Genomic DNA, 21996 nt, shown 5'->3' with positions numbered 1-21996 from the left:
AAATTAATAGGTTTGGGAATTAGGGCGAGGGAGAGAAAACGTGAATATAAATAATGACAGCAAATCTTCGGTTTTTATTGTAACTGGAATGCACCGTTCCGGTACTTCTTTGACAGCTTCTTTGTTTCAGAAAGTCGGAGTTGATATTGGTAAAAAGTTAGTCGGGCCTGCCGATGGAAATATTAAGGGTCATTTTGAGAATGTGGATTTTGTGGAGTTTCACAAAAGTGTTTTGCGATCGCAGGGCATAGATGAACTCGGCTGCACCTCGGAAAAAACGATTCCCGTAGCAGCCAAATTTGTAGAAATCGCCCAAAAATTAATTGCCGAAAATCAACAAACAGACAAACACTGGGGCTGGAAAGACCCGCGTACAGCACTTTTCAGTAATTTTTGGTTAAATCTGCTACCCGAAGCTAATTTTATCTGCGTTTATCGATCGCCCTGGGAAGTCGTCGATTCCCTGTACCGTCGTGGCACCGATGTCAGCTTGCTGAACAATCCCGAAATGGCAGTAAAAATGTGGATTCACTACAATCAGCAAGTTTTAGAACTTTACGAACGTTTTCCCGATCGCTGTCTGCTAGCCAACGTTTACCCGATCGGGAATCATCCCGAATTTTTCATCAATCAAGTCAATCAAAAATTTAAGGTTAATTTAGGCACCATCCCCACCGACAATTTTGACAAATCTCTATTAGTCAACGACCTCGAAAATAGCCACAGACATAGCCTGATCGAACAGTATTTTCCCAAAGCAGTAGAAATTTATCAAATCTTAGAATCCCAAGCCCAAGATTTAAGCAGCAAGACCAGTTTATCCCCAGATACAATCATCAGTTTACCCACACCTGCTGTGGGACAACTCCAAGATTGGCTAAAAATTCGCTTACTGGAAAAACAGCAAAAAACCAGCACCTCTGAAGTCAAAAAATGGCAAGAAGAATTTCAAAAAGCTCAGACAAAAGTCTTGGGATTAGAAACAGAATTAGGGCAAACTCAAGTACAGTTAGTCGGCAAAGAATCCCAATTTGAAGACGCTTTAAAAAAGCTCTTGAAATTAGAAACAGAATTAGGACAAACTCAAGTACAATTAGCAGGCAAAGAATCGCAATTTCAAGAAGCTTTAGCCAAACTCCTAGAATTGGAAACAGAATTAGGGCAAACTCAAGTACAATTAGCAGGCAAAGAATCGCAATTTCAAGAAGCTTTAGCCAAACTCCTAGAATTGGAAACAGAATTAGGGCAAACTCAAGTACAGTTAGCAGGCAAAGAATCTAAATTTAAAATAGCCTTAGAAAAAGTGCTAACTTTAGAATCAGAATTGGGAGAAAAACAGGTAGAAATAGAAGAAAAAGAATTAGAATTAAAGAAGAAAGCAGCGAAGTTTCTCCGACTAGAAACCGAAACCAGAGAAATTCAGGAAAACCTCAGAAGTTCGGTCATCAACCTCGAAAAATCGCGCCAAGAAATTGAACCACTTCACCGGGAACTTGCCCAGATAAAATCTTCTATTTGGTGGAGAATCGGAGAAAATATTTTAGAAATAAAACGCCAAGTTCGCGATTTTTTTCCGAGATTTATTTTTTCGATAGACGGTGCAAACAATTTGCATATTTACGATTCTGATTTAGTAATCAGTGGCTGGGCTTTTCACAGTCAATTTAGTATTAAATCGGTGCGAGCAAAAATTAAAAATACAATTTTTACAGGTTTTTGTGGCATACAAAGAAGTGATGTAGCGGAAGCTCACTCTAATATTATTGCAGCTAAAAATTCAGGTTTTAGAATTGAATTATCCGTTCCACCGGGACGGCACGAAGTGCTGTTGGAAGTGCAAGATACTAAGGGTAAATGGCATCTTTTGTCAGTTTATCCGCTGTTTGTTTCCACAATTCAAGCATCCTTTGATACGCCCATAGTTTGGGAACAGCGGCCTGGTCAGGTTTTGTTTGCCGGTTGGTGTTGTCACCACGATCGCAAAATAGTTAAATTAACCCTTGTCTGTGGTGATACTTCTGTAGAATGCGCCTATGGTTTGCGACGAAAAGATGTCGGTGAAGTGTTTCCCGAATGGGTGAATAGTTCCGAAAGTGGGTTTGAAGCCCTGGTGAATGTGCCGGTGGGAGAATGGCTGGTTTCTTTAGACGCAGAGTTAGAAACTGGAGAAATTTTATCTTTTCAAGCGTCGCAAATATTGAAGGTTCAACCTTATGATATCTGGCGCAGAAGTGCTGATAAATTTGAGGAATTGTCGAGGTTTATAGAGGCAATTCGGCAACGGGCGAAGGAAAGAAAACAACGTCTCGGTAGAATTATACCGATGCCTTGGGAAATACTGTCGGTGGTGCGTCAGTTTGCCAAGATTTATAGCCAGCAACAACAGTTTATTGCGCCAGGGGAATTGCTACCACCTGCGGGTTTTGTTGTGCCGCAACCCATTGATAGGTATGATGCTTGGCTGTCGGTGAATCAGTGGAATGAGCGATCGCGCAGTTACTTGATTTCTCGTTTAGAATCTTGTCAGGCACCACTGCCAAAAATTTCGGTGGTAATGCCAGTTTACAACCCGGAAGTAGAATTTTTGTCAAGTGCGATCGGCAGCGTGTGCAATCAAGTTTATCAAAACTGGGAACTTTGTATTGCCGACGATTGCAGCACCGATTTAACAGTCATTGAAACTTTAAAAAACTGGGCAACAAAAGACACTCGAATTCAGCTTACCTTTCGGCAAGAAAACGGCAACATCAGCGCAGCCACCAACAGCGCCCTAGCCATCGCCACAGGTGAAATCATCGTATTTTTGGACAACGACGACGAACTAACTCTCGACGCATTAGGAGAAGTTGCCTTATATTTTGCCACCAATCCCACCACAGATTTTCTCTACTCCGACGACGATAAAATTGACACCAAAGGCAGCCGATTTTCGCCACAATTCAAACCCGAATGGTCGCCAGAATTGCTACTTTCCTATATGTATCTAGGTCATTTGTGCGCCGTCAGAAAGCAGATTGTTGAACAAGTAGGGGGTATGCGATTAGGTTTTGAAGGCTCCCAAGATTACGATTTTGCCTTGAGAGCAACGGAAATTTCTCGCCACGTCGCCCATCTGCCACTGGTATTATATCACTGGCGCACCGCCCCAGGCTCTACCGCCATATCGGGAGCCGCGAAACCAGCCAGTTTTTCAGCAGGTCAAAAAGCAATTCAAGACGCATTAAACCGCCAACAAATCCAAGGAGAAGTTGCTCAGCACACCTGGGCAATCAAAGAAAATTTGGGAATTTTTGCTCAAAACTTCCCCGATACCGGGCCGTCGGTGACAATTATTATTCCCACTAAAAATCAGCAAGAATTGCTTAAATCCTGTCTGGATTCTCTGGAGGCTACCACTTACAAAAATTATCAAATTCTCGTCATCGATAACGAAAGCGACGACCCCAAAGCCCTGGAATATTTCAAAAACTTAAAATGCCAAGTTTTGCCCATCAAAAATCAGCAAGGAAGGTTTAGTTATGCAGCAATTAACAACCGCGCTGTCGAACAATGTGACAGCCAATATATCTTGTTTTTGAACAATGATACTGAGATAATCAACCCGCGCTGGCTGAGTCAGATGGTGGGATACGCACAAATTGCCAAGGTGGGTGCTGTCGGCGCGAGACTGTTATATCCCGATAATAGAATTCAGCACGCGGGCATCATTCATGGGCTCCATCATGGTTTAGCTGGTCACGCTTTTAAGTTGATGAGTAGCGATAATCGAGGCTATCTTTCTCAGGCGATGGTGACGCGAAATTACTCGGCGGTGACTGCTGCTTGTATGCTAACTCCCCGTCAATTGTTCTTAGAATTGGGCGGTTTTGATGAGGCTAATTTTGCTGTTGCTTACAATGATGCCGATTACGGATACCGATTGTTAGAAAATGGCTATCGCTGCGTATATTGTCCCGATGCGGAACTGTTACACAAAGAGGGAGCTTCTAGGGGTTTTAATGACAATCCCACAGAAGTAGCAGCATTTCGGCGCAAGTATGCGGGTAAAAAAGATAGTTGTTACAGTCCTCACTTGTCTTTAGAAGATGAATATTTTCGGATTCAACCTCGACGGGTTTTTATGAAGGAAAATCGGCCCCTGAGCGAAGTCGAAGGGTCATTAAACCCTTCGACTTCGCTCAGGGTACAAAGAAAGCCCAACGACTGCGTTTATCCTGTCAAATTGTTGATGTGTAGTAATTCCCTTGATTTCACCGGTGCGCCGCTACATCAATATGAAATCGCCGTGAAGTTGGCTGCTTTGGGTGTGATTAAGCCCATCATCTTTTGTGTTTCCGATGGGCCACTACGTCAAACTTACGAACAGCAGGGCATTGAGGTAATTATTTATGATAATCCTCTGGAACATATCTACCAGCGTGATGCTTATGATGAGGCGATCGAGAATTTTAGCCAAGAAATTAAGAAACTCAAAGTAGATGCGATTTATGCTAATACTTTAGAAAATTTCTTTGTAGTTGATGCGGCGCAGCAAATCGGAATTCCGACAGTCTGGAACGTCCATGAAAGCGAACCTTGGCAAACTTATTTTAACAGGTTCGGTTCAGAGATTGCGGCACGAGCTTTAGAGTGTTTTCGGTTTCCTTACAAGGTGATTTTTGTGGCGGATGCAACGCGAGATAGATATTTACCTCTGAATAGCCACCACAATTTTACAGTCATTCACAATGGTTTAGACTTGAGTCGATTGGATAATTCGGACAATCCTGAATTGGCGAGAAAGAGTCTCGGTGTTGAGCCAGAAGATGTGGTAATTTTGGTGCTGGGAACAGTATGTGAAAGAAAAGGTCAACAGGATTTAGTCAAGGCGCTGGCGCTGGTGGCGGAAGAATGGCACGACAAAATTAGGTGTTTTATTGTGGGCGATCGCCCTAGTATTTACAGCAACAAATTAGCCGAATTGGTTGGTGAGTTGCCACAAAAATTACGGCAAAGGGTGACTATTGTCCCCGAAACTTCGGAGACGGGAAAATATTACCAGGCCGCCGATATTTTTGTTTGTACTTCTCGGATTGAAAGTTTTCCCAGGGTGATTCTAGAGGCGATGGCGTGGGATTTACCAATTATTACAACGCCGGTTTTTGGGATTAAAGAACAAGTTAGACCGGGAATTAACGGTTTATTTTACACCCCCGATCGCCCAGAAGAACTAGCGGCATCATTGCATACTTTGTTGGAGGATAAAGCTTGGCGTCAGCGGTTAGCAGAAAATGCTAAATATGTGTTAAAGTCATTGAATACTTTTGAAGAAATGACTCAAGATTACGGTCAGATTTTTCGAGAAGCCTATTTTACTAAAAAGTAACTGTTGAAAATTAAAGGGTGAAAAAGTATGCAGTCAAATTCCCAGCCTATAGAAGATAACACCTCCGAGGGATTAACGGCTAAAACTTATTGGGAGACTAACCCCACTGCTGCCATTGGAAAGCAAGGTTACTGGTTATCTAATCCGATTATTGAAGCTGTTATCAACCATCGACTTTCAGGTGGTAAGGGTAATGGTTATTGGCTAAGCTGGTTAGCTAATAAATTTTTCAAAAAACAACGGTTCGATCGCCTGTTGTCTATTGGTTGCGGTGTCGGGAATCACGAGATTTTAATGGCTAAATTAGGATTGGCTACTCAAATTGATGCCTTTGATTTTTCCGAAAGTTCTTTAGAGATTGCTAGAAAAGATGCCGCAGCAGCCGGAGTAGAAATCAATTTTTATCAAGATGACTTTAATATATTTACCATTGATGATAGTAAGAAATACGATTTAGTTTTTTGCTCAGGTTCCCTGCATCATGTCAGAGAACTAGAAAGATGTTTGTCAATTGTTCGCAAATGTTTAAAACCCGATGGATATTTTATTGTCAATGAATACATAGGAGATTGCTACAATATATATAATCAAAATCAAGAGGCTTTGATTAATCGCATCTACAAATGTTTTCACTACACGCTGAGGTCGGGAACAACTGAAATATTTGCCAGTCCAAGTATTGAGAGAGTGTTCGCGAAAGACCCTTCGGAAGCAGTCCGGTCAAAGCTGATACTGCCCTTTTTAGAATTCTACTTTGATGTGGAAGTTTTGAATCCGGCCGGTGGAGGGTTGCTTCATGAACTTTACCCTTTGTTAGATCACTATCAACTTTCCGACGGAGATCCCAAGAGTGAAACGATAGTCAAGTTATTGCTTGAGATTGAAAAAATCTTAATGGAGATGCCGGGAGGACTATCAAGTGATTTTTGTTTGTGTATTCTGAGACATAAAAAACCAAAAACAATGGAAATAATACCGTCTAAAATAGAGTACGAAAGAGCGTGGGATAGCTACGCCCAAGAATGGAAAGAGAATAATCCTGAACTTGCTTATTTGGGCGATGAATGGATCGGAAAAGGTGCTGGTGCGGCTAATTCACTATCAGAATATGAATCTTTGATAGAACAGGAATTTATTGCGCCTTATATCAAAAAAGAACATCGGGTGTTGGAAATTGGCATCGGTGGCGGAAAAACCAGTTCGTTGCTGCTAAAATATTGCGATCGACTAATTTGTGCTGACATTTCTAGTCAAATGCTGGAAGCAACCCGATCGCGCTTGGGAGACGATCGCGTTTCCTATGTAAAACTTAACGGTTTAACATTAGATGGTATCGCCCCAGAATCGGCTGATGCCTGCTTTTGTTACGATACAATGGTGCACGTAGAACCAGTGGATATATTCAACTACCTAACTCGCATTCCGAAACTGCTGCGAGGCGATCGCATTTGCGTCTTTCACCACGGGAACATTCTCAGCGAATTAGGCTGGGAAAAATTTACCAACGAGTGGGATAAAAACTTGCTAGGACGCAGAGATGGTACGGCATTTTCAGTGATGACTGATACAATTATGGAAAAATTTCTCAACCATTTAAACTATGAAATCATCCTGAAAAACACATCTTCAGTACCACGCGATTGCGTCTGGATCTGCAAAGCGCCATTAGTAAGTTCCGGCGGTTGAAACCGCGACTATACAAACAAAGTCCACCTCCGTGGACTAATGTAAAAATTCGGAAATGCCAATGCCGTTTCCCTTCTTCCTTCTTCCTTCTTCCTGAATTTCCCCCCTTGGGGGGGCTAGGGGGGGTTCTTCTTCCTTCTTCCTTCTTCCTTCCTTCTTCCTTCCTTCTTCCTTCTTTCTTCTTCCTTCTAAAATGAAAGCATTATTTCTCCATCCAAACTTCCCGGCCCAATACCGCCACATTATCACGGCGTTAGGCGCAGACCCCAAAAACGATATAGTTTTTGGAACTAAAAACGAGCGGCCAGAATGGAACATTCCCGGTGTTCGCAAAGCAGCATTTACACCCAGCCGAGAACCCAACGCCCAGACTCACCAATACGTTCGCCCCTTAGAAAGTGCTGTCATCTACGGACAAGCGGTATTTAGAATGGCTGAACAACTCAAAGCTGATGGTTTTGTACCGGATATTATCTGCGGTCATTCCGGTTGGGGACCGACATTGTTTGTCAAAGAAGCTTTTCCAAATACGCCACTTTTATGCTACTTCGAGTGGTTTTATCACGCGATCGGTTCCGACGCAGATTTCGACCCAGCGGAACCTTTAACAGTGGACGATATGGCGAGAATTAGAATTAAGAATGCGCCGATTTTAGTGGATTTATACTCTTGCGATTGGGGTTTGTCGCCTACTTATTGGCAGCGATCGCAATTTCCGCCAGAATTACAACAAAAACTCTCCACACTTCACGACGGCGTAGATACAGACTACTTCAAACCAGACCCCGGTGCTAAACTGGTTTTGCCTAACTTAGATTTGTCCGGCGTTGATGAAATTGTCACCTATGTATCGCGAGGAATGGAACCTTACCGAGGATTTCCAGAGTTTATTGAATCCATCGCCTATGTACAAGAACGCCGCCCCAATTGTCACGTCGTAGTTGTTGGTTCCGACAGAGTTTGTTATGGGCGTTCTTTACCTAATGGCGAGTCTTACAAAGACTATATGCTCAAAAAAGTACCCCTAGATTTGTCGCGAGTTCACTTTGTCGGACCGCTACCTTACGGACTGTACTTAAAAGTCATTCAAGCATCAGATGTGCACGTTTATTTAACCAGACCTTTTGTGCTATCTTGGTCAATGATTGAATCTCTATCAACGGGATGTTTAGTCATCGGTTCCGACACCGGGCCAGTCCGAGAAGTGATTCGGGATGGAGAAAACGGTTTGTTAGTCGATTACTTCTCGCCAAAACAAGTAGCCGATCGCATTGATGAAGTTTTAGACCATCCTACCCGCATGGCAGAAGTTCGCGTCAGGGCTCGTCAAACAGCATTAGAACGATATAGTTTAGCTAAAATGTTGCCGCAACATTTACGACTAATTGAGCAGGTAGCGACTCGTTCAATGCCGCCTACCGTTGGTATGGAACCAGAACGGGAATTAGCAGCATCTTTTGCGGTGAGAATTTAATCGTTTGTAATGCCATAGCCTGGGTTTGAACTAAGTGTTGAACCCACGGTTTTTCAAATTATGGATTGCTAACAATACTGACATCGGGAGGATTATTATCAGTAATTTATGATATAGCAATCCTAAATCATTTGTGAATTTCTTACTCCCTCCCCTTAATAAGGGGAGGGTTGGGGTGGGGTAAAAAACTTTACGACTCCTGCAAGGATTGCTATATAGTGTTTAATAAAGCTTGTTTAAAATCTGCTGCACTTTTGTAATAAATTTCAGGATTGTCGATTAAAGCGCGATCGATTACCGTAGCTAGGGGTTGAGGGATGGATGAAGTGCGATCGCGAATCGGAACCGCATCATTATCCAACACAGCCCGAAACGGGTCTAATCCCACAAAATTGCGAGGCGCATACCCCGTAATCATCACATACAAACAAGCCGCCACCGCCCAAACATCAACCTCCGGTTGCGCGTACTTATAATCAAGCACTTGCTGTCGCGGCATAAAATACGGCGTACCCACTTGAGAACCCGTCATAGTTTGACCACTTAAACCCGCTTGATCGAAAGCCTTTGCTAACCCATAATCCCCAATCTTAGCAACTTGTTTCCCTCCAATATTCGCCAGAAAAATATTCCCCGGCTTCAAATCCCGGTGAATCAAACCCCGTCCCTTTGCAAAACTACCATCAGCCAATCTGACATTCGGAATTTCCGCATTGTGCGTATAAGTCAAACCATCTAAGACTTGTGTAATAATACCTACAGATTCGGCGATCGGCAAAGTGCTGACACCGCGTTTTTGCATCAAATCCACAACACTGCCACCCTCGCAGTATTCCATCGTAAAAAAGAAAGTATCATCAGCATAACCCGACTCTTTAAATCCCACCACATTCGGATGCTTCAAACATTTAGTATTATCAACTTCCCGCAAAAACCAATTCACAGCCCGCTGATTCGCCGCCACCTTTGGTAACATCACCTTCAGCGCCACTTCTTCATTAGTTAACTTGTGTCGCGCCAAATAAACCAAACTAAAACCACCTCTACCCAACTCCTTCAGCAAAACATAATCACCCAGAACCCCAATATTATTTTTACCCCCCACAGCTTTGAACAGAAAAGCTTTCAACATTTCCCACAAATTCTCTTGATTTGATGGAACAGAAGCGGGTTTTTGTTGCTGGGCTGTTTTGACAATTTCCAAGTCAAGAGCAACAGCAACACGAAAAGAAGTATCGCTGAGTGTAAATTCATCTCCCTCTCTCAAGTCATACTCTGGAAATTGAATTTGAGCAGCCTCTTCAGGAGATTGATGAGCTTCTCGCTGACCAATTTTTTGGCCGTTTACAAAGGTGCCATTCTTGCTACCAAAATCGCGGATGCGGATATCGGGAGGATTGATATCTAGCAAACAGTGATAGCGAGAAATCGTGCGATGTTTTTCATCGTCGGGAATTTTGGGATGACAATCTTTGGCGCGGCCGATAATGCAAGTTGTGCGAGTATCAAAGGTGAATTCTTTGCCTTTGAGATTACCTGCGGTGATGGTGAGAGTAACTTTTGAACTCATATAAATTGTGAATTATGAATTTTGGATTATAAACACTTTTGCACCCACCTTTAGTAAAATACTAACTCTTGCTACCAACCCTTAACAAAGAGCTAACTCTTGCTCCCCCCCTTAGCAAGGGGGGGCTGGGGGGGGTAAAAGAGTAGATGCAATAAACGATTAAATCTAATCTACCCTCCTAACTCTTGCTCCCCCCAAAGTTCGGGGCTAACTCTTGCTCCCCCCCTTAGCAAGGGGGGGCTGGGGGGGGTAAAACACCCGATGTTCTCAACGATTTAATCCCCTCCACAATCACCTCCAAAACCCCATGCAAATTATGATAAACATCATCATTAGTAAACCTCAAAAAATTAATCCTTGCCGACTCAATAAACTCTTGCCTTTCCGCATCATATTCTACAGCGCCATCTACAAAATGACTGTCACCATCAACTTCCAGTGCTAACTTGATTTCTGGTGAATAGAAATCTAGCACAAATGCTGCTACACTGTATTGTCTGCGAAATTTACAATTCTCAAGCTGTCTGTTTCTGATACGTTTCCAGAGCTGCTTTTCAGCTTCTGTCATCTCTCTGCGAAGCTTCTGTCGCTTGAATTTTTCTGAGCTTTTGTTGTAGAGTATTGTCATTGTTGTATGGGATTTTATTGTGGGTTGCTGGTATTTTAACCCCCCCCAGCCCCCCCTTGCTAAGGGGGGGAGTAAGAGTTAGTCCTCATGCAATAATTCATCAATGAATTCTTCCCGTTCATCCTCTGTCATTCCATCCCAGTCTTTTCCCCTTTGTGCCGCAGCCTGTCGCGCTTTTTCTGGGCCATCATGAGTTAACTTTGCCCAAGATTCCCAAGGCTGCATCAGCAATAGTTTTAATAATTCGTGTTTTTTGCGATCGGGTAATTTTTGAGCTAATTCAATTACTTGCTCATCGGTTAATGTGAATGTTAATGTTGGCATCGATTCACCTCGTATTTTATCGAACATTTGCCGTTCGCTTCTAGTTTTGGAACTCTTGTATACTAGCCAGAAAGTCTGTAGCTTTGAGAATTATAATACTTTGATAATCGCCCAAAGATAGTAAATGTTTATCACCTGTCACAATATAAATTGCATTGGCAACTACACCACATTCTAGCACCATATCATCGTCAGGATCGGCACACATACCTTTCAGGCTATTGGTGATATTCACTAGCTGAGAATAATCGAGTACCCGATCCGTAGTTGATTGAGCATCCTGGGGCGAATAGTCAAATTTTGAGAGCAGTTTTTCTTGAAATTCATCAAGGATTTCTCTGCAAGTTACAGATTGTATTAAACCATCCTTGGCAAGTTGTAGACACCGATAGGGATTACTTCTCTGCGATAAAGTGGCAGAGATTAAAATATTCGTATCAAATACGACTATAGGTAACATGATTAAGCTTCGTGTAAAACATCGTCAATAAATTCTTCGCGTTCTTCTTCAGTCATCGTATCCCAATCTTTGCCGCGCTTCCAACAAGCCATTCGTGCGTTTGCTTCGCTATCTTTAGTAAAGTTACTTAACCAGCCCCACTTACTTTTTAGTAAAAATTCGCACAATTCTGCTTGTTTTTCGCTAGGAAGTTGTTGGACTAATTCTAGGAGTTGTGTATAGGTTAAAGATAATGCTAATGTTGACATCGATTTACCTGTCAGTAAAAATCTGCTTTTTCAATATATCATAACACAAACAGCTATAGTCTTGGACGCATGGGAGTTCAGAAACCGGGTTTTTGACGACAATATTTGGTTCCAGCCGACAAATTAAATAAAAACCCGGTTTCTTTGGCCCCAGTGCGTAAATCCTATAATCTTAGGAGTTATAAAATTAAGATGTTAAACCTCAACATATTTGCATAAAGTCCTAGCTTCGGGAATAGACGCACCAGATTGACGCAACTGTTCTAAATAAAAAACTATTGCTGCTTTAATTTGCTGTTCTGCTTCTTCGATAGTTGCACCTGTTGCTACGCATCCTGGTAAATCTGGAACATAAGCAGAATAATTGCTTTCTGCTCTCTCAATCGCAATAGCATAACGTATAATTCTACTTTGATTATCTGCTTTTGCATCTGTTAGTACAATAGAGCCTACCGAGGTTAATTCCCATCTGTCGCGAGGTGAATTGGTTTCTATATCTCGTTTAACCAAACCATCAACGGCTAATTTTTTCAAGACAACCATCATGTCAGGTTCTCGCGGTACATCTCGGCGCGAAAGTGCATTGGCGAGTTCGTACCAACTCCATTTTCCTTGACCTTTAGCTACTAATTCCAGCAAGACTAATTCAAGCTGAGTTAATTGAGTTAGGTTTTTCATAAAAAGTCCTCTACGCTAGGATGAAATAAAACGCCGAATCCTTCTTTTAGTTTATAATCTTCAAGGGTAGCTGTGTGAGCGTTGTTCCATAGTTCATAAGCGTCGTCCGGGTTTGTTGGTTGTCCTGTTGGATAGCCTAGTTTTTTATACCTCAAATACTCGCGCAACTCGTGAGTATAAAAGCGCAAATCAACAGGCTCAGGGACAAGGGTTTCAGTGGCAATACTTCTTAACCTTTCTACCATTCTTAGCTCAGCTTCACCAACTGGATTAAATCTGCGAACATGAGCTTCAACTAAGGCAACGCCTTGATCAGTAATTTTAACATTTTGATAAGATAAGTTGAGAATCTTTCCGCCAGCTTTTGAGGAATTGAAAGGTCTGCCACTTGTTGCACCTTTGTCTATCATTTGTAATTATGAATTTATACTAGGTAAATACGGCAGCTACGGCTGGCGGCAATGTTTGCCTTGGGGGGAATTGGAGGTATCAGGAGAAGTTATCGAGGTGGCTGAAAAGTTCATTTTTGCTAATTGTTACAACCCGCAAATAGCGGGGCAGATACTACAAAAAACTACGAAGAACGAGCCGGAAACTGATGATAGCGAGTGCCAGGTATCGGAAACGTAGAACAGGCATGGCTTCATTCAAAAAGTCTAGTTCACAAGTCTTAATAAAAATCTGTAACGCTTAGATGTTACAGTCTACAAGTCTCGACGCGAGAGAAAACCTTAATCATAAATTCTACAACATCTAAAACGAATACCATCTCCATCCCCACAAACGGGAGGTGAGCTTCTGGTGCTTTCTCTGAATAAGTGAGGTCGTTGTAGTACAGCCTTTCGTTCTTTTTTCCCCAGCCTACCTTGTCGCCAAACGCTTCCCAAATTTTATCATCATATTCTCTGGTTCCACCCAGACTTTGATAGATGCGCTTCTGCACTGAAAAGCCGAAGCGCCCATTACTGTATTTTACCCAAAGTTGGTCAATCGTTCGCAAGTCCTCGCAGGGAAATTTATCAATACTTTCTGTATCCAGCCATTCTTGTTTCTCCCTACCCGCCACCTTCAACATCACTCGCGCCGTTTCCTCATCGGCTTCTCGCCACTTTTTGGCCGCCAATAAATTCCGCAAGTTTATATAATCCATCCCCACGGCTGAAATCACCCGCGTAGTCTCAGCAGCCGCTGGTTTCGGTATCAGCAAATCCAACCATTCCTGCACCGACTGCGGGCGATTTTGCGGTTCCAACTCCATCCCTTTGATAATAGCGGCATTCACCCGATCGCTAATCTCAGAATTGAATTGCTTTGGCGGAGTTAAAGGAATATTTTGCTTCCTGAATTGCGACGGAAACGGCAACTCACCAGTCAACATCACATAAAGCGTTGCTGCGAGGGAATAAACATCTGTATAAGCACCAAGTTCAGCGCGTTTTTCTAATAATTCAATGGGTGCGTAACACTCAGTCCCGGAATTGCTATTTGTCCGCAATTTACCCGGCGCTGTCACCTGCCGCGCCAAGCCAAAATCAATCAAAACAGCACCCCCCTGGCCCCCCTTAGCAAGAGAAGAACCCCCCTGGCCCCCCTTATTAAGGGGGGGAGAAGAACCCCCCTGGCCCCCCTTATTAAGGGGGGGAGAAGAACCCCCCTGGCCCCCCTTATTAAGGGGGGGAGAAGAGAAGGGGAAATTTTCTCTTACTCCCCCCCTTACCAAGGGGGGGTTGGGGGGGGTTCTTAACATAATATTTTGCGGTTTAACATCCAGGTGAGTAAATCCCTGCTGGTGGACAAAACTCAAGGCGCTTCCGACTTGTTGAATAATTGGCAAAGCTTTTGCTTCCGACAAAATGCCGTTATCTTCGAGATATTCTGCTAAATTAGTGCCGTCGATTAATTCCATCACCATGCACCACAATTCGATATTTCCTGCCATTTCGGGAAATACTTCGTAAACTTGGACGACGTGGGGATGGCTGCACTTGGCTAAAGATAATGCTTCGTTGACAAATTTGGTTTGTAATTCGCGAAAGTTTGGCTTACCTTGAACGTTGGCGTTTAGGGTTTTGATGGCGACTACTTTGCCTTCTTTGGGTTGTTGGGCGCGGTAGGTGACGCCGAATGCGCCGCCGCCGAGGATGGCTTCGATGATGTATTTGTTGTTGTGGATTTGTTGTCCGGGCTGCCAGTGCCTCATGGCGGGTGTGTGGGGATGGAGGGGATGGTTTTGATTATAGCTGAGATGGGGGAATTTTTCTTGAGGCTTTGGGTGAAGTTCAGGAACCGGGTTTTTTCGGAGGTTTTGGGCTGCAATCAAGTATTGTCGAAAAAACCCGGTTTCTGTTTTGGGATTGTTAAGCCCTACATGATTTTAGGTACTTTGAAAAACTCGCCATCGCGATCGGGAGATCCAGCTAAGATACTTTCGCGATCGCCAAAAGGTTGCAAATCGTCCGATCGCATTACATTACTAACATCGATCGCCCGTGCTGTCGGTTTTACCTTACTTGTATCCAGTTCGCTCAACTGCTCGAAATAATCCAAAATGCCGTTGAGTTGACCAGTAAACTGCTCCTCTTCTTCAGGAGTTAACTCCAATCTCGCTAACTTTGCTACTTTCCGAACTTCTTCTTTATCAATCATAAAATTTGGGAATTGGGAATTGGGAATTGGGAATTGGGAATTGGGAATTGAGAATTGGGAATTGAGAATTGGAAGGTGGAGATGGGTTATTAAAAAAACTACTACCTATTACCGATTCCCCATTACCGATTCCCTATTCCCCATTCCCATCATAGTTAAAAATACACATCAATCTGGGAGCGACCTGTGATTTTCAGCCAATTTTGCACTTCAATGTAATTGTTCGGTGCTAAGCGAATAGCCTCCTTCCAATAATCGGCTGCTTTATTAAACAGCCCTTCCGCCGCTTCCAGATTCCCAGCTTCCTTTTCTTTTTCCCCTTGATAGTGATAAATCACAGCAATATTATTTAGGGCTTGTGGCATTCTGGGATTGAGTTCTAGAGCTTGGCTGTAATACTCCAAAGCTTTGTCGTGTTCCCCGTTGCTGGTATGGATCAGCCCCATATTGTACAAAACATAACTGCGATCGTAAGGATCTTCTTCCAGCTTCAGCGCTTCCTGATAATTGTCCAAAGCTTCAGCGTATTCGCCATCAGATTGAGCCGACATACCATCTCGGTAATAAGCAAAAGCTTCCTTCGCCTGCTTCTTGGCTGGCATAATCTTGAGGATGATATCAGCCATTACCGTGAAACTTTTGTCAATAAAGTTATCGTTGCGTTGAGTTCTTGGCATATGTGATTCTTTGGTTGATGACTAATCCTATAAATTAGTCGGTAAAGTTTTCCTATTAAGAGTTGTGGCACTATTTTGGTTTATATTAGCACCGATGAGTCTCAAAAGACTTTTGAGACTCAACTGTAAACCTGAAAACACGGGGAAGTCCTATCTATTTTAAATAACTCTTGCAAAAATTGCAAAAAACCTATTTTTTAGACTTATTTAAACTTTTATTAACTTTTCTAGGTTCAACTAATGTTTGATACTACTCAAAACTCATGCGCCCAAACACTACCAACATTTTGCACCAAAGTCAAGGTCAGCCTCCAAACAGCCTGAATTCTCCTGGTATAAACCAGTTTGAAGGCTGGCAACCTATAATTGAAAATAACCGGGTAATTTTCACAAAGAGAAAGACATGGCCCCAAATCCCAAGGTTATGCAAGCCGTCACAGAACTTGGCTACCGCGTTACGGTTGGAGACGTGGCGGCAAAAGCTGGACTAGATGTCAATTTTGCCGAACGAGAACTCTTAACCCTAGCCTCGGAAGCAGGTGGCCACCTGCAAGTAGCAGAATCCGGCGATATTGCTTACCTATTTCCCAAAAACTTTCAAGATATTTTACGCAACAAATTTTTACGGTTGCAGTTAGAGGAATGGTGGCAAAAAATTTGGCGGGTTCTATTTTACCTGATTCGGATATCTTTTGGCATAGTTTTAGTAGCTTCTATCATCTTAATATTTGTGGCGATATTCGTCGCAATTTCGGTTTTGAGCAATAACGACAACAATGATGGAGGTGGAGGCGGAGGGGGCAACAGCGGCGGTGGCTTTTCCTTCTTTCCCTACTTCTCGAACGACTTAATTTGGCTATTTTACTGGAATCAAGACGAACCTTACTACCAAAGGCGATCGCGCTCAACAGGCCAAAAACCCGAAATGAGTTTTCTAGAATCAGTTTTCTCCTTTCTATTTGGAGATGGCAATCCCAATTATAATTTAGAAGATCGTAAGTGGAGCAGTATTGCCGCGACTATTCGGAACAACAAAGGTGCGATCGCAGCCGAACAAATTGCGCCCTATCTCGACAACCTCGGACAGGGATACGCCTTTGAATACGAAGAGTATATGTTACCAGCCCTAGCCCGTTTTGACGGCCGTCCCGAAGTCAGTCCCGAAGGGCAAATAGTCTATCATTTCCCGCAATTGCAAACCACCGCGACTGAGAGAAATTCTGAACCAGTAGCAGCTTATTTGCGAGAAATGTTGTGGCGTTTCAGCCACGCTAGTTCTGGACAAATCATGCTCGCAGCAGGCTTGGGAGCGGTGAATTTAGTAGGTGCATTAGTTTTAGGGAGTTTATTAGCTAAAAGTGCGATCGGCGGTGGATTGGTCGGTTTAGTCGCCACTATCTATCCAATGCTGCTGATTTACGGTGTCGGATTTCTGACAATTCCCCTAATTCGCTACTTCTGGATTCAGTGGAAAAATAGCAGCATCGCAGCCCGCAATCAAGAGCGACAGCAGCGAGCAATGTTATTAAATCAACCCGATGCTAACTTACAAAAAAAACTTGCCTATGCCCGCGAATTTGCAGCAGAAAACATTTTGAATGGACAAGATTTAGCTTATACCACAGAAACCGAATTAACAGCGCAAGAACTAGAACAGTCAGCCAAGATAGATGCGGAGTGGCAAAAACGGATTGGGCGATCGGAAAATTTGTAATCCATCAGGTAGCCTCGGCGACGAGAAGTCCAGATTTTTTACCAACACTACGCAAACTATCCAAATTTTTTGTTAGTTAGTCCACGGAGGTGGACTTGGTTTGTGTAGTCGCGGTTTCAACCGCCGGAATTTCCGAATTTTTTGTTAGTTAGTCCACGGAGGTGGACTTGGTTTGTGTAGTCGCGGTTTCAACCGCCGGAATTTCCTTGGTTTGTGTAGCCACGGTTTCAACCGCCGGAATTTCCTTGGTTTGCGTAGCCACGGTTTCAACCGCCGGAATTTCCTTTGTTTGTGTAGTCGCGGTTTCAACCGCCGAATAATCGGGCATCTTCCTCAATTTTTTAACCACTTTAGGGCGTTTAAAAATCAAACTATTCTGGTCATACTTCGAGTCATGACGGAGAGCCACAAGTTCCCAGCCCTCATCCCCCAATTCATTAATAAATAAATGTAAAAATCCTTGTTTCCACTCTCGTTGTTCTTCACCATTGACATATAAACTAATCAATTTATTACCAAAAGGATACATATTAGCATCCACCAATAAATACTCCCACTTCTGCATATAAATCCTGTATTTAGTCATTCAACCACTAACCAATTCCTACCAATTACTGCACAGCAATTCTAGCCAAAGAAGCACCCCGATAATAGTGGAGCAAAATCTGCTGGTAGCCATATCCCTGCCTTGCCAAATTGTACGCGCCCCACTGACTCATGCCCACAGCATGACCAAAACCTTTACCAGCAATTTGAAACCCCGTCGGAGGCTTACCGCTATTTCTGCCACTAAAAATCCCCCCATACTGAGGAATCACCGTAAAGCGAGTGCTCCTCAAATTCAGCACCCGACGCAGATCCGCACCAGTCATCACCCTAGAACCGCCATCTCCGACTACTTTCATCGTAATCACGCTACCATGGGCCGTCGTGCGTTCAGGTTTCATGGAGATCACATTACCAACGCCAGAAATCCGATTGCTGATTTGAGCCTGTGTAAAATTTTCTTTCCACTGGTAAACCGGTGCCCCTTGGTCAAAATCGGGAACAGCCCGCAGATAAGGCAACGCTTCTGTCCAAACATCCTCAACATTCTCAGTATGTCCCCCAGAAGCAGAGTGGAATACCGCTAAAATAATTTGACTGTTGTAGGTAAGAACTTGACCCGTGGTGGCATCCACGGCAGAGTAAGTACCCGAAGATTCTGTTTGCAGTCCTTTATAAACCTGGGAAAATTGAGTAGCATCTACATCGTAAAGGTCGGTTTCGCTTTTGAGGCGTTGGTGGATAGCGTAGGAACGGGCGGCGACGGCTTGGGCTTTCAAAGCCTCTTGAGGCCAATTGCCACTCATTTCAGCGCCGAGAACGCTGTAGAGATACTGTTCGATATCAACGTAATTGACGGCAGTTAAGCCATTTTTTTGCGGAGTCACAAGAGTGCGTCCCCGATACCATCGATCGCCAATCCAAACATAACCGTTCCCCGTCGGCTCGATCCAAATTTGATTGGCAGCCCAGGAGCCAATGGTCACTTTTCCCGATCGAAATTGAGCAGACGAAGCACTGTTTGCCGTCAACTCACCCAAATTACGGCCACTACCATCCCGGATTGCAGCCTTAGTGGAACTGCCAACTCTTACCTGACTTGCCCCGTCTTGGATTGCCACTCGCAAGATCAACGCCGCCTGTGCTGGGGCTACCATTACCAGCCAAAACAACAGCGAAATCCAAAAATAGCGTTTTCCTAATGTCGAAACAAAGGAAGCAAAGAACACTCCTGGCTGCATTTGATAATTTTCCTCCTGTTATGTACAAATTTTCAAGTTCGAGATGGTTCGCCAAGGGAAAAAGCAAGGGAATAGCCGAAAGAAAACGTTAGAATTGGGTTTAACACTCTCTGCGCGCGTCAAAAATGATTTGAGCGAGTAGATCCTCCCAGGAACACAGGGCTGTTTCATTCTTTGTAGGGGCAATCCCCCCGTGGTTGCCCCAATGCCTGAAATGACGGAAAATTGTCGGTGGGGGCGGGTAGGCACGGGGGCACTACCCCTACAAAACGATGATTTATCTGAGAATGAAACAGCCCTGCCCAGGAACAGCGATTTATCCCAATTCCTGTCGATCGGCATTTCCTGAAGGTCGGATTAGCCGCACTCTGGATATATGTAACATATTTTTTAACTTTAAATTGAGGTGATTTGACTCTTGCAGATTACATTTCTCGGAACTAGCTCAGGCGTACCCACGCGATCGCGCAACGTTTCCAGCATCGCCCTCCGCTTGCCCCAGCGAGCCGAACTCTGGCTATTTGACTGCGGCGAAGGAACCCAGCACCAATTCCTCCGCAGCGAGCTCAAAGTCAGCCAACTCACCCGCATTTTCATCACCCACCTACACGGCGACCACATTTTCGGCTTAATGGGTTTGCTGGCTAGCTGCGGTTTAGCGGGGAATGTCAAGCGCATCGATATTTACGGGCCTCCGGGACTTGAAGAATATTTGCAAGCTGGAGTTCGCTATTCCCAAACCCATTTTTCATACCCAGTGAAAGTCCACAAAAGTCATCCAGGAGTCATCTATGAAGATGACGAATATATTGTGAGTTGCGGCCCTTTGAAGCATCGAGTTACTGCATTTGGCTACCGCATAACCGAGAAAGACCGTCCCGGACATTTTGATGTCGAAAAAGCGAAGGCAGTCGGTATTCCTTCCGGGCCTATTTACGGCGAATTAAAACAAGGAAAAACAGTTAAGTTATCGGATGGGCGGGAGTTTAAAGGCACTGATTTTTGTGGGCCCGATCAAATCGGTAGGAAATTTGTGTATTGTACCGACACAGTTTATTGTGACGGTGCTGTGGAATTGGCCAAAGATGCGGACTTGTTAGTGCATGAAGCTACTTTTGCTCATCAAGATGCTCAAATGGCCTTCGATCGCCTCCATTCAACTTCGACAATGGCTGCTCAAGTGGCTTTGAGTGCTGGGGCGAAACAGCTAATTATGACCCATTTTAGTCCCCGTTACGCTCCGGGAAATCCCATCGTCCTAGATGATTTGCTCAAGGAAGCCCAAGCTATTTTTCCGAATACAAAAATGGCCTATGACTTTTTGACCTACGAAGTACCCAGACCAGTTTCCAACTAGAGTGGAACTCAGCATAATCTGGGAGAACCTGGAATCATCTATCTCAGGACTTATGCACTCCAAGTAAAGAAACCGGGTTTTTTACTGAATCTGCCGATGAAAAACCAATATTTTCGTAAAAAAACCCGGTTTCTGAACCCCCTACTAAGCCAAATTGCCAATATTCAACTCACCGAGACGCTTCAAAATACTAAGTACGCTGTACAACTCGTTCCCTGGATTAAAAAGGTAAAACTTCCGAGAAAAAGCATACTGTGTTGTTTCTCCCTTAACTAACTTTACAAACAGAAAATCTGCCCCATTCGTTAGCAATCCGTAAGTAGGTCGATCGCCCGTCACATTAGCTAACATATAAGCCAGTAACTGCGGAATCCCTACTTCCAAAGAAAACGCCGCTTGCTTGGACTCGACAACTACTACCCAAAACTCCTGAAACAAAGCCAAAACATCCAACTGTCCCCTCACGATCATTCCTTCATCTTCGTCAATAATTTCTACAGACTTTTCTGAAGTAACGTGAAAAGGAGCAAGATAAAAATCCGCTAAATCCAACAACGGAGACAGCACTACCATTTTGACTGTATTTTCTAGAAGTGGGGGACGTTTGAGCAAATTCCTGTAACTTGCTTTCACTCTGTCTAATCGCTGTTTTTCATAATCAGTGATTTCCGGTAAATCATCTTGCCACTCGCGAAAGAATTGGTCATCATCTTCAACCCACTCTATTTTGAATTGGGTTTCTAAGTCATTCAGCGCGACATTTCTAGCTTGAATGGTCTGTACCATAAATTTAAGCAATTTATCCAAATTTTATCATAATTTATTATAGCAATAATTGCTATATTTTCGTTAATTCCGTTTGCTAGGACATAGGGCACTAGGGCGTGTTTTATTGCCCGATCCATCAAACCCGGAGATCCCCCTCGCATCCCCCTTAAGAAGGGGGACGAAAGAGCTTCTTTCTCCCCCCTTTTTAAGGGGGGTTGGGGGGGATCTCCGGGGAGAGAAAACACGCCCTAGGACGTGTTTTATTGCCTGATCCATCAAACCCGGAGATCCCCCTCGCATCCCCCTTAAGAAGGGGGACGAAAGAGCTTCTTTCTCCCCCCTTTTTAAGGGGGGTTGGGGGGATCTCCGGGGAGAGAAAACACGCCCTAGGACACTTAAGGTCAGACCCGCAGTCCGGCAAGGGTTGAAACCGAGCCTCACAAAGCACAAGTCCTCGCTATGAGGACTGATGAGTTATTCAGTCCTCATAGCGAGGACTTTAGCTATGAGACAGGGAATTAATTCCCTGTCGGACTGTGCAACGAGTCTTAAGTTGACACTCCTTGGGCAGCGCCGTTTCCACCCGCCCCAATTCCCCAAAATATTGTAACGAG

General features: G+C 43.7%; 19 protein-coding genes. 6 read left to right on the top strand and 13 right to left on the bottom strand.

The annotated features are described in order from the left end of the window. The first annotated feature begins 40 nt into the window (after positions 1 to 40). The 3 genes from P2A85_RS20505 to P2A85_RS20495 all read left to right on the top strand — a co-directional run bounded on the left by P2A85_RS20505 (position 41) and on the right by P2A85_RS20495 (position 8525). Complete coding sequence (locus tag P2A85_RS20505) at positions 41 to 5365, top strand: glycosyltransferase (RefSeq protein WP_377475195.1); 5325 nt, start codon at positions 41 to 43, stop codon at positions 5363 to 5365. A 27-nt stretch (positions 5366 to 5392) separates the two neighbouring features. Next, a complete protein-coding gene (locus tag P2A85_RS20500) occupies positions 5393 to 7051 on the top strand; it encodes a class I SAM-dependent methyltransferase (protein WP_377475193.1) in 1659 nt (552 codons plus the stop codon). 193 nt (positions 7052 to 7244) lie between these two features. Continuing rightward, positions 7245 to 8525 carry a glycosyltransferase family 4 protein gene (locus P2A85_RS20495; RefSeq protein ID WP_377475191.1) on the top strand — a complete coding sequence of 427 codons (1281 nt, stop codon included), beginning with the start codon at positions 7245 to 7247 and terminating at the stop codon, positions 8523 to 8525. A gap of 211 nt (positions 8526 to 8736) precedes the next feature. Here the strand turns inward: P2A85_RS20495 and P2A85_RS20490 are convergent, their stop codons facing one another. From P2A85_RS20490 to P2A85_RS20460, 7 genes are all read right to left on the bottom strand, one after another. Further along, positions 8737 to 10095: a protein kinase gene (locus tag P2A85_RS20490; protein ID WP_377475188.1), complete on the bottom strand. Its 1359-nt coding sequence runs from the start codon at positions 10093 to 10095 to the stop codon at positions 8737 to 8739. A gap of 226 nt (positions 10096 to 10321) precedes the next feature. Then, positions 10322 to 10723, bottom strand: coding sequence for an endonuclease domain-containing protein (locus P2A85_RS20485; RefSeq protein WP_377475186.1), 402 nt, complete (start codon positions 10721 to 10723; stop codon positions 10322 to 10324). Between the two features lie 78 nt (positions 10724 to 10801). Further along, a complete protein-coding gene (locus P2A85_RS20480) occupies positions 10802 to 11047 on the bottom strand; it encodes a hypothetical protein (protein WP_377475184.1) in 246 nt (81 codons plus the stop codon). Between the two features lie 40 nt (positions 11048 to 11087). Then, a complete protein-coding gene (locus tag P2A85_RS20475) occupies positions 11088 to 11507 on the bottom strand; it encodes a putative toxin-antitoxin system toxin component, PIN family (protein WP_377475181.1) in 420 nt (139 codons plus the stop codon). Between the two features lie 2 nt (positions 11508 to 11509). Beyond that, a complete protein-coding gene (locus tag P2A85_RS20470; RefSeq protein ID WP_377475179.1) occupies positions 11510 to 11755 on the bottom strand; it encodes a hypothetical protein in 246 nt (81 codons plus the stop codon). A gap of 195 nt (positions 11756 to 11950) precedes the next feature. Then, complete coding sequence (locus P2A85_RS20465) at positions 11951 to 12433, bottom strand: type II toxin-antitoxin system HicB family antitoxin (protein ID WP_377475177.1); 483 nt, start codon at positions 12431 to 12433, stop codon at positions 11951 to 11953. Continuing rightward, the gene (locus P2A85_RS20460) at positions 12430 to 12843 is read right to left on the bottom strand and encodes a hypothetical protein (RefSeq protein ID WP_377475175.1); all 414 of its coding nucleotides are present in this window, start codon (positions 12841 to 12843) and stop codon (positions 12430 to 12432) included. Before P2A85_RS20460 ends, P2A85_RS20465 begins: the two co-directional genes overlap by 4 nt. Between P2A85_RS20460 and P2A85_RS20455 the strand changes: the two genes are divergently transcribed. After that, positions 12833 to 13063, top strand: coding sequence for a hypothetical protein (locus tag P2A85_RS20455; RefSeq protein WP_377475173.1), 231 nt, complete (start codon positions 12833 to 12835; stop codon positions 13061 to 13063). The genes P2A85_RS20460 and P2A85_RS20455 overlap by 11 nt on opposite strands. 67 nt (positions 13064 to 13130) lie before the next feature. Here the strand turns inward: P2A85_RS20455 and P2A85_RS20450 are convergent, their stop codons facing one another. From P2A85_RS20450 to P2A85_RS20440, 3 genes are all read right to left on the bottom strand, one after another. Continuing rightward, positions 13131 to 14753 carry a GUN4 domain-containing protein gene (locus tag P2A85_RS20450; protein WP_377475171.1) on the bottom strand — a complete coding sequence of 541 codons (1623 nt, stop codon included), beginning with the start codon at positions 14751 to 14753 and terminating at the stop codon, positions 13131 to 13133. Between the two features lie 44 nt (positions 14754 to 14797). Then, positions 14798 to 15079 carry an Asp-tRNA(Asn)/Glu-tRNA(Gln) amidotransferase subunit GatC gene (gene gatC / locus P2A85_RS20445; protein ID WP_377475169.1) on the bottom strand — a complete coding sequence of 94 codons (282 nt, stop codon included), beginning with the start codon at positions 15077 to 15079 and terminating at the stop codon, positions 14798 to 14800. 155 nt (positions 15080 to 15234) lie between these two features. Next, on the bottom strand, positions 15235 to 15756 hold the full coding sequence (locus tag P2A85_RS20440; RefSeq protein WP_377475166.1) for a photosystem I assembly protein Ycf3: 522 nt from the start codon (positions 15754 to 15756) through the stop codon (positions 15235 to 15237). A 403-nt stretch (positions 15757 to 16159) separates the two neighbouring features. Here P2A85_RS20440 and P2A85_RS20435 point away from each other — a divergent pair, with 403 nt between their 5' ends. After that, the gene (locus tag P2A85_RS20435) at positions 16160 to 17470 is read left to right on the top strand and encodes a hypothetical protein (RefSeq protein ID WP_377475164.1); all 1311 of its coding nucleotides are present in this window, start codon (positions 16160 to 16162) and stop codon (positions 17468 to 17470) included. Positions 17471 to 17618: 148 nt separating this feature from the next. On the opposite strand, the gene P2A85_RS20430 is transcribed toward P2A85_RS20435, so the two are convergent. Together P2A85_RS20430 and P2A85_RS20425 are read right to left on the bottom strand one after the other, a co-directional pair. Further along, positions 17619 to 18056, bottom strand: a complete 438-nt coding sequence (locus P2A85_RS20430) for a hypothetical protein (RefSeq protein WP_377475162.1) — start codon at positions 18054 to 18056, stop codon at positions 17619 to 17621. A gap of 25 nt (positions 18057 to 18081) precedes the next feature. Further along, the gene (locus tag P2A85_RS20425) at positions 18082 to 19257 is read right to left on the bottom strand and encodes a SpoIID/LytB domain-containing protein (RefSeq protein ID WP_377475160.1); all 1176 of its coding nucleotides are present in this window, start codon (positions 19255 to 19257) and stop codon (positions 18082 to 18084) included. A 418-nt stretch (positions 19258 to 19675) separates the two neighbouring features. Between P2A85_RS20425 and P2A85_RS20420 the strand changes: the two genes are divergently transcribed. Then, the gene (locus P2A85_RS20420) at positions 19676 to 20614 is read left to right on the top strand and encodes a ribonuclease Z (RefSeq protein WP_341732230.1); all 939 of its coding nucleotides are present in this window, start codon (positions 19676 to 19678) and stop codon (positions 20612 to 20614) included. Between the two features lie 144 nt (positions 20615 to 20758). Here P2A85_RS20420 and P2A85_RS20415 read toward each other — a convergent pair whose 3' ends face one another. Beyond that, entirely contained in the window at positions 20759 to 21400 is a 642-nt protein-coding gene (locus tag P2A85_RS20415) for a restriction endonuclease subunit R (RefSeq protein ID WP_377475158.1), read from the bottom strand. Positions 21401 to 21996 lie beyond the last annotated feature (596 nt).

The sequence above is a fragment of the Microcoleus anatoxicus genome (assembly GCF_042465725.1).
Classification (GTDB): Bacteria; Cyanobacteriota; Cyanobacteriia; order Cyanobacteriales; family Microcoleaceae; genus Microcoleus; species Microcoleus anatoxicus.
Note: the sequence above shows the minus strand (reverse complement) of the source record. Positions and strands in the feature narration are given on the sequence as shown.

Coding starts and splice junctions, on each gene's coding strand:
- P2A85_RS20415 (WP_377475158.1), bottom strand. CDS start 21,400: ATGGTACAGACCATTCAAGCTAGAAATGTCGCGCTGAATGACTTAGAA.
- P2A85_RS20490 (WP_377475188.1), bottom strand. CDS start 10,095: ATGAGTTCAAAAGTTACTCTCACCATCACCGCAGGTAATCTCAAAGGC.
- P2A85_RS20460 (WP_377475175.1), bottom strand. CDS start 12,843: ATGATAGACAAAGGTGCAACAAGTGGCAGACCTTTCAATTCCTCAAAA.
- gatC (WP_377475169.1), bottom strand. CDS start 15,079: ATGATTGATAAAGAAGAAGTTCGGAAAGTAGCAAAGTTAGCGAGATTG.
- P2A85_RS20500 (WP_377475193.1), top strand. CDS start 5,393: ATGCAGTCAAATTCCCAGCCTATAGAAGATAACACCTCCGAGGGATTA.
- P2A85_RS20430 (WP_377475162.1), bottom strand. CDS start 18,056: ATGACTAAATACAGGATTTATATGCAGAAGTGGGAGTATTTATTGGTG.
- P2A85_RS20480 (WP_377475184.1), bottom strand. CDS start 11,047: ATGCCAACATTAACATTCACATTAACCGATGAGCAAGTAATTGAATTA.
- P2A85_RS20435 (WP_377475164.1), top strand. CDS start 16,160: ATGGCCCCAAATCCCAAGGTTATGCAAGCCGTCACAGAACTTGGCTAC.
- P2A85_RS20485 (WP_377475186.1), bottom strand. CDS start 10,723: ATGACAATACTCTACAACAAAAGCTCAGAAAAATTCAAGCGACAGAAG.
- P2A85_RS20495 (WP_377475191.1), top strand. CDS start 7,245: ATGAAAGCATTATTTCTCCATCCAAACTTCCCGGCCCAATACCGCCAC.
- P2A85_RS20475 (WP_377475181.1), bottom strand. CDS start 11,507: ATGTTACCTATAGTCGTATTTGATACGAATATTTTAATCTCTGCCACT.
- P2A85_RS20465 (WP_377475177.1), bottom strand. CDS start 12,433: ATGAAAAACCTAACTCAATTAACTCAGCTTGAATTAGTCTTGCTGGAA.
- P2A85_RS20470 (WP_377475179.1), bottom strand. CDS start 11,755: ATGTCAACATTAGCATTATCTTTAACCTATACACAACTCCTAGAATTA.
- P2A85_RS20440 (WP_377475166.1), bottom strand. CDS start 15,756: ATGCCAAGAACTCAACGCAACGATAACTTTATTGACAAAAGTTTCACG.
- P2A85_RS20425 (WP_377475160.1), bottom strand. CDS start 19,257: ATGCAGCCAGGAGTGTTCTTTGCTTCCTTTGTTTCGACATTAGGAAAA.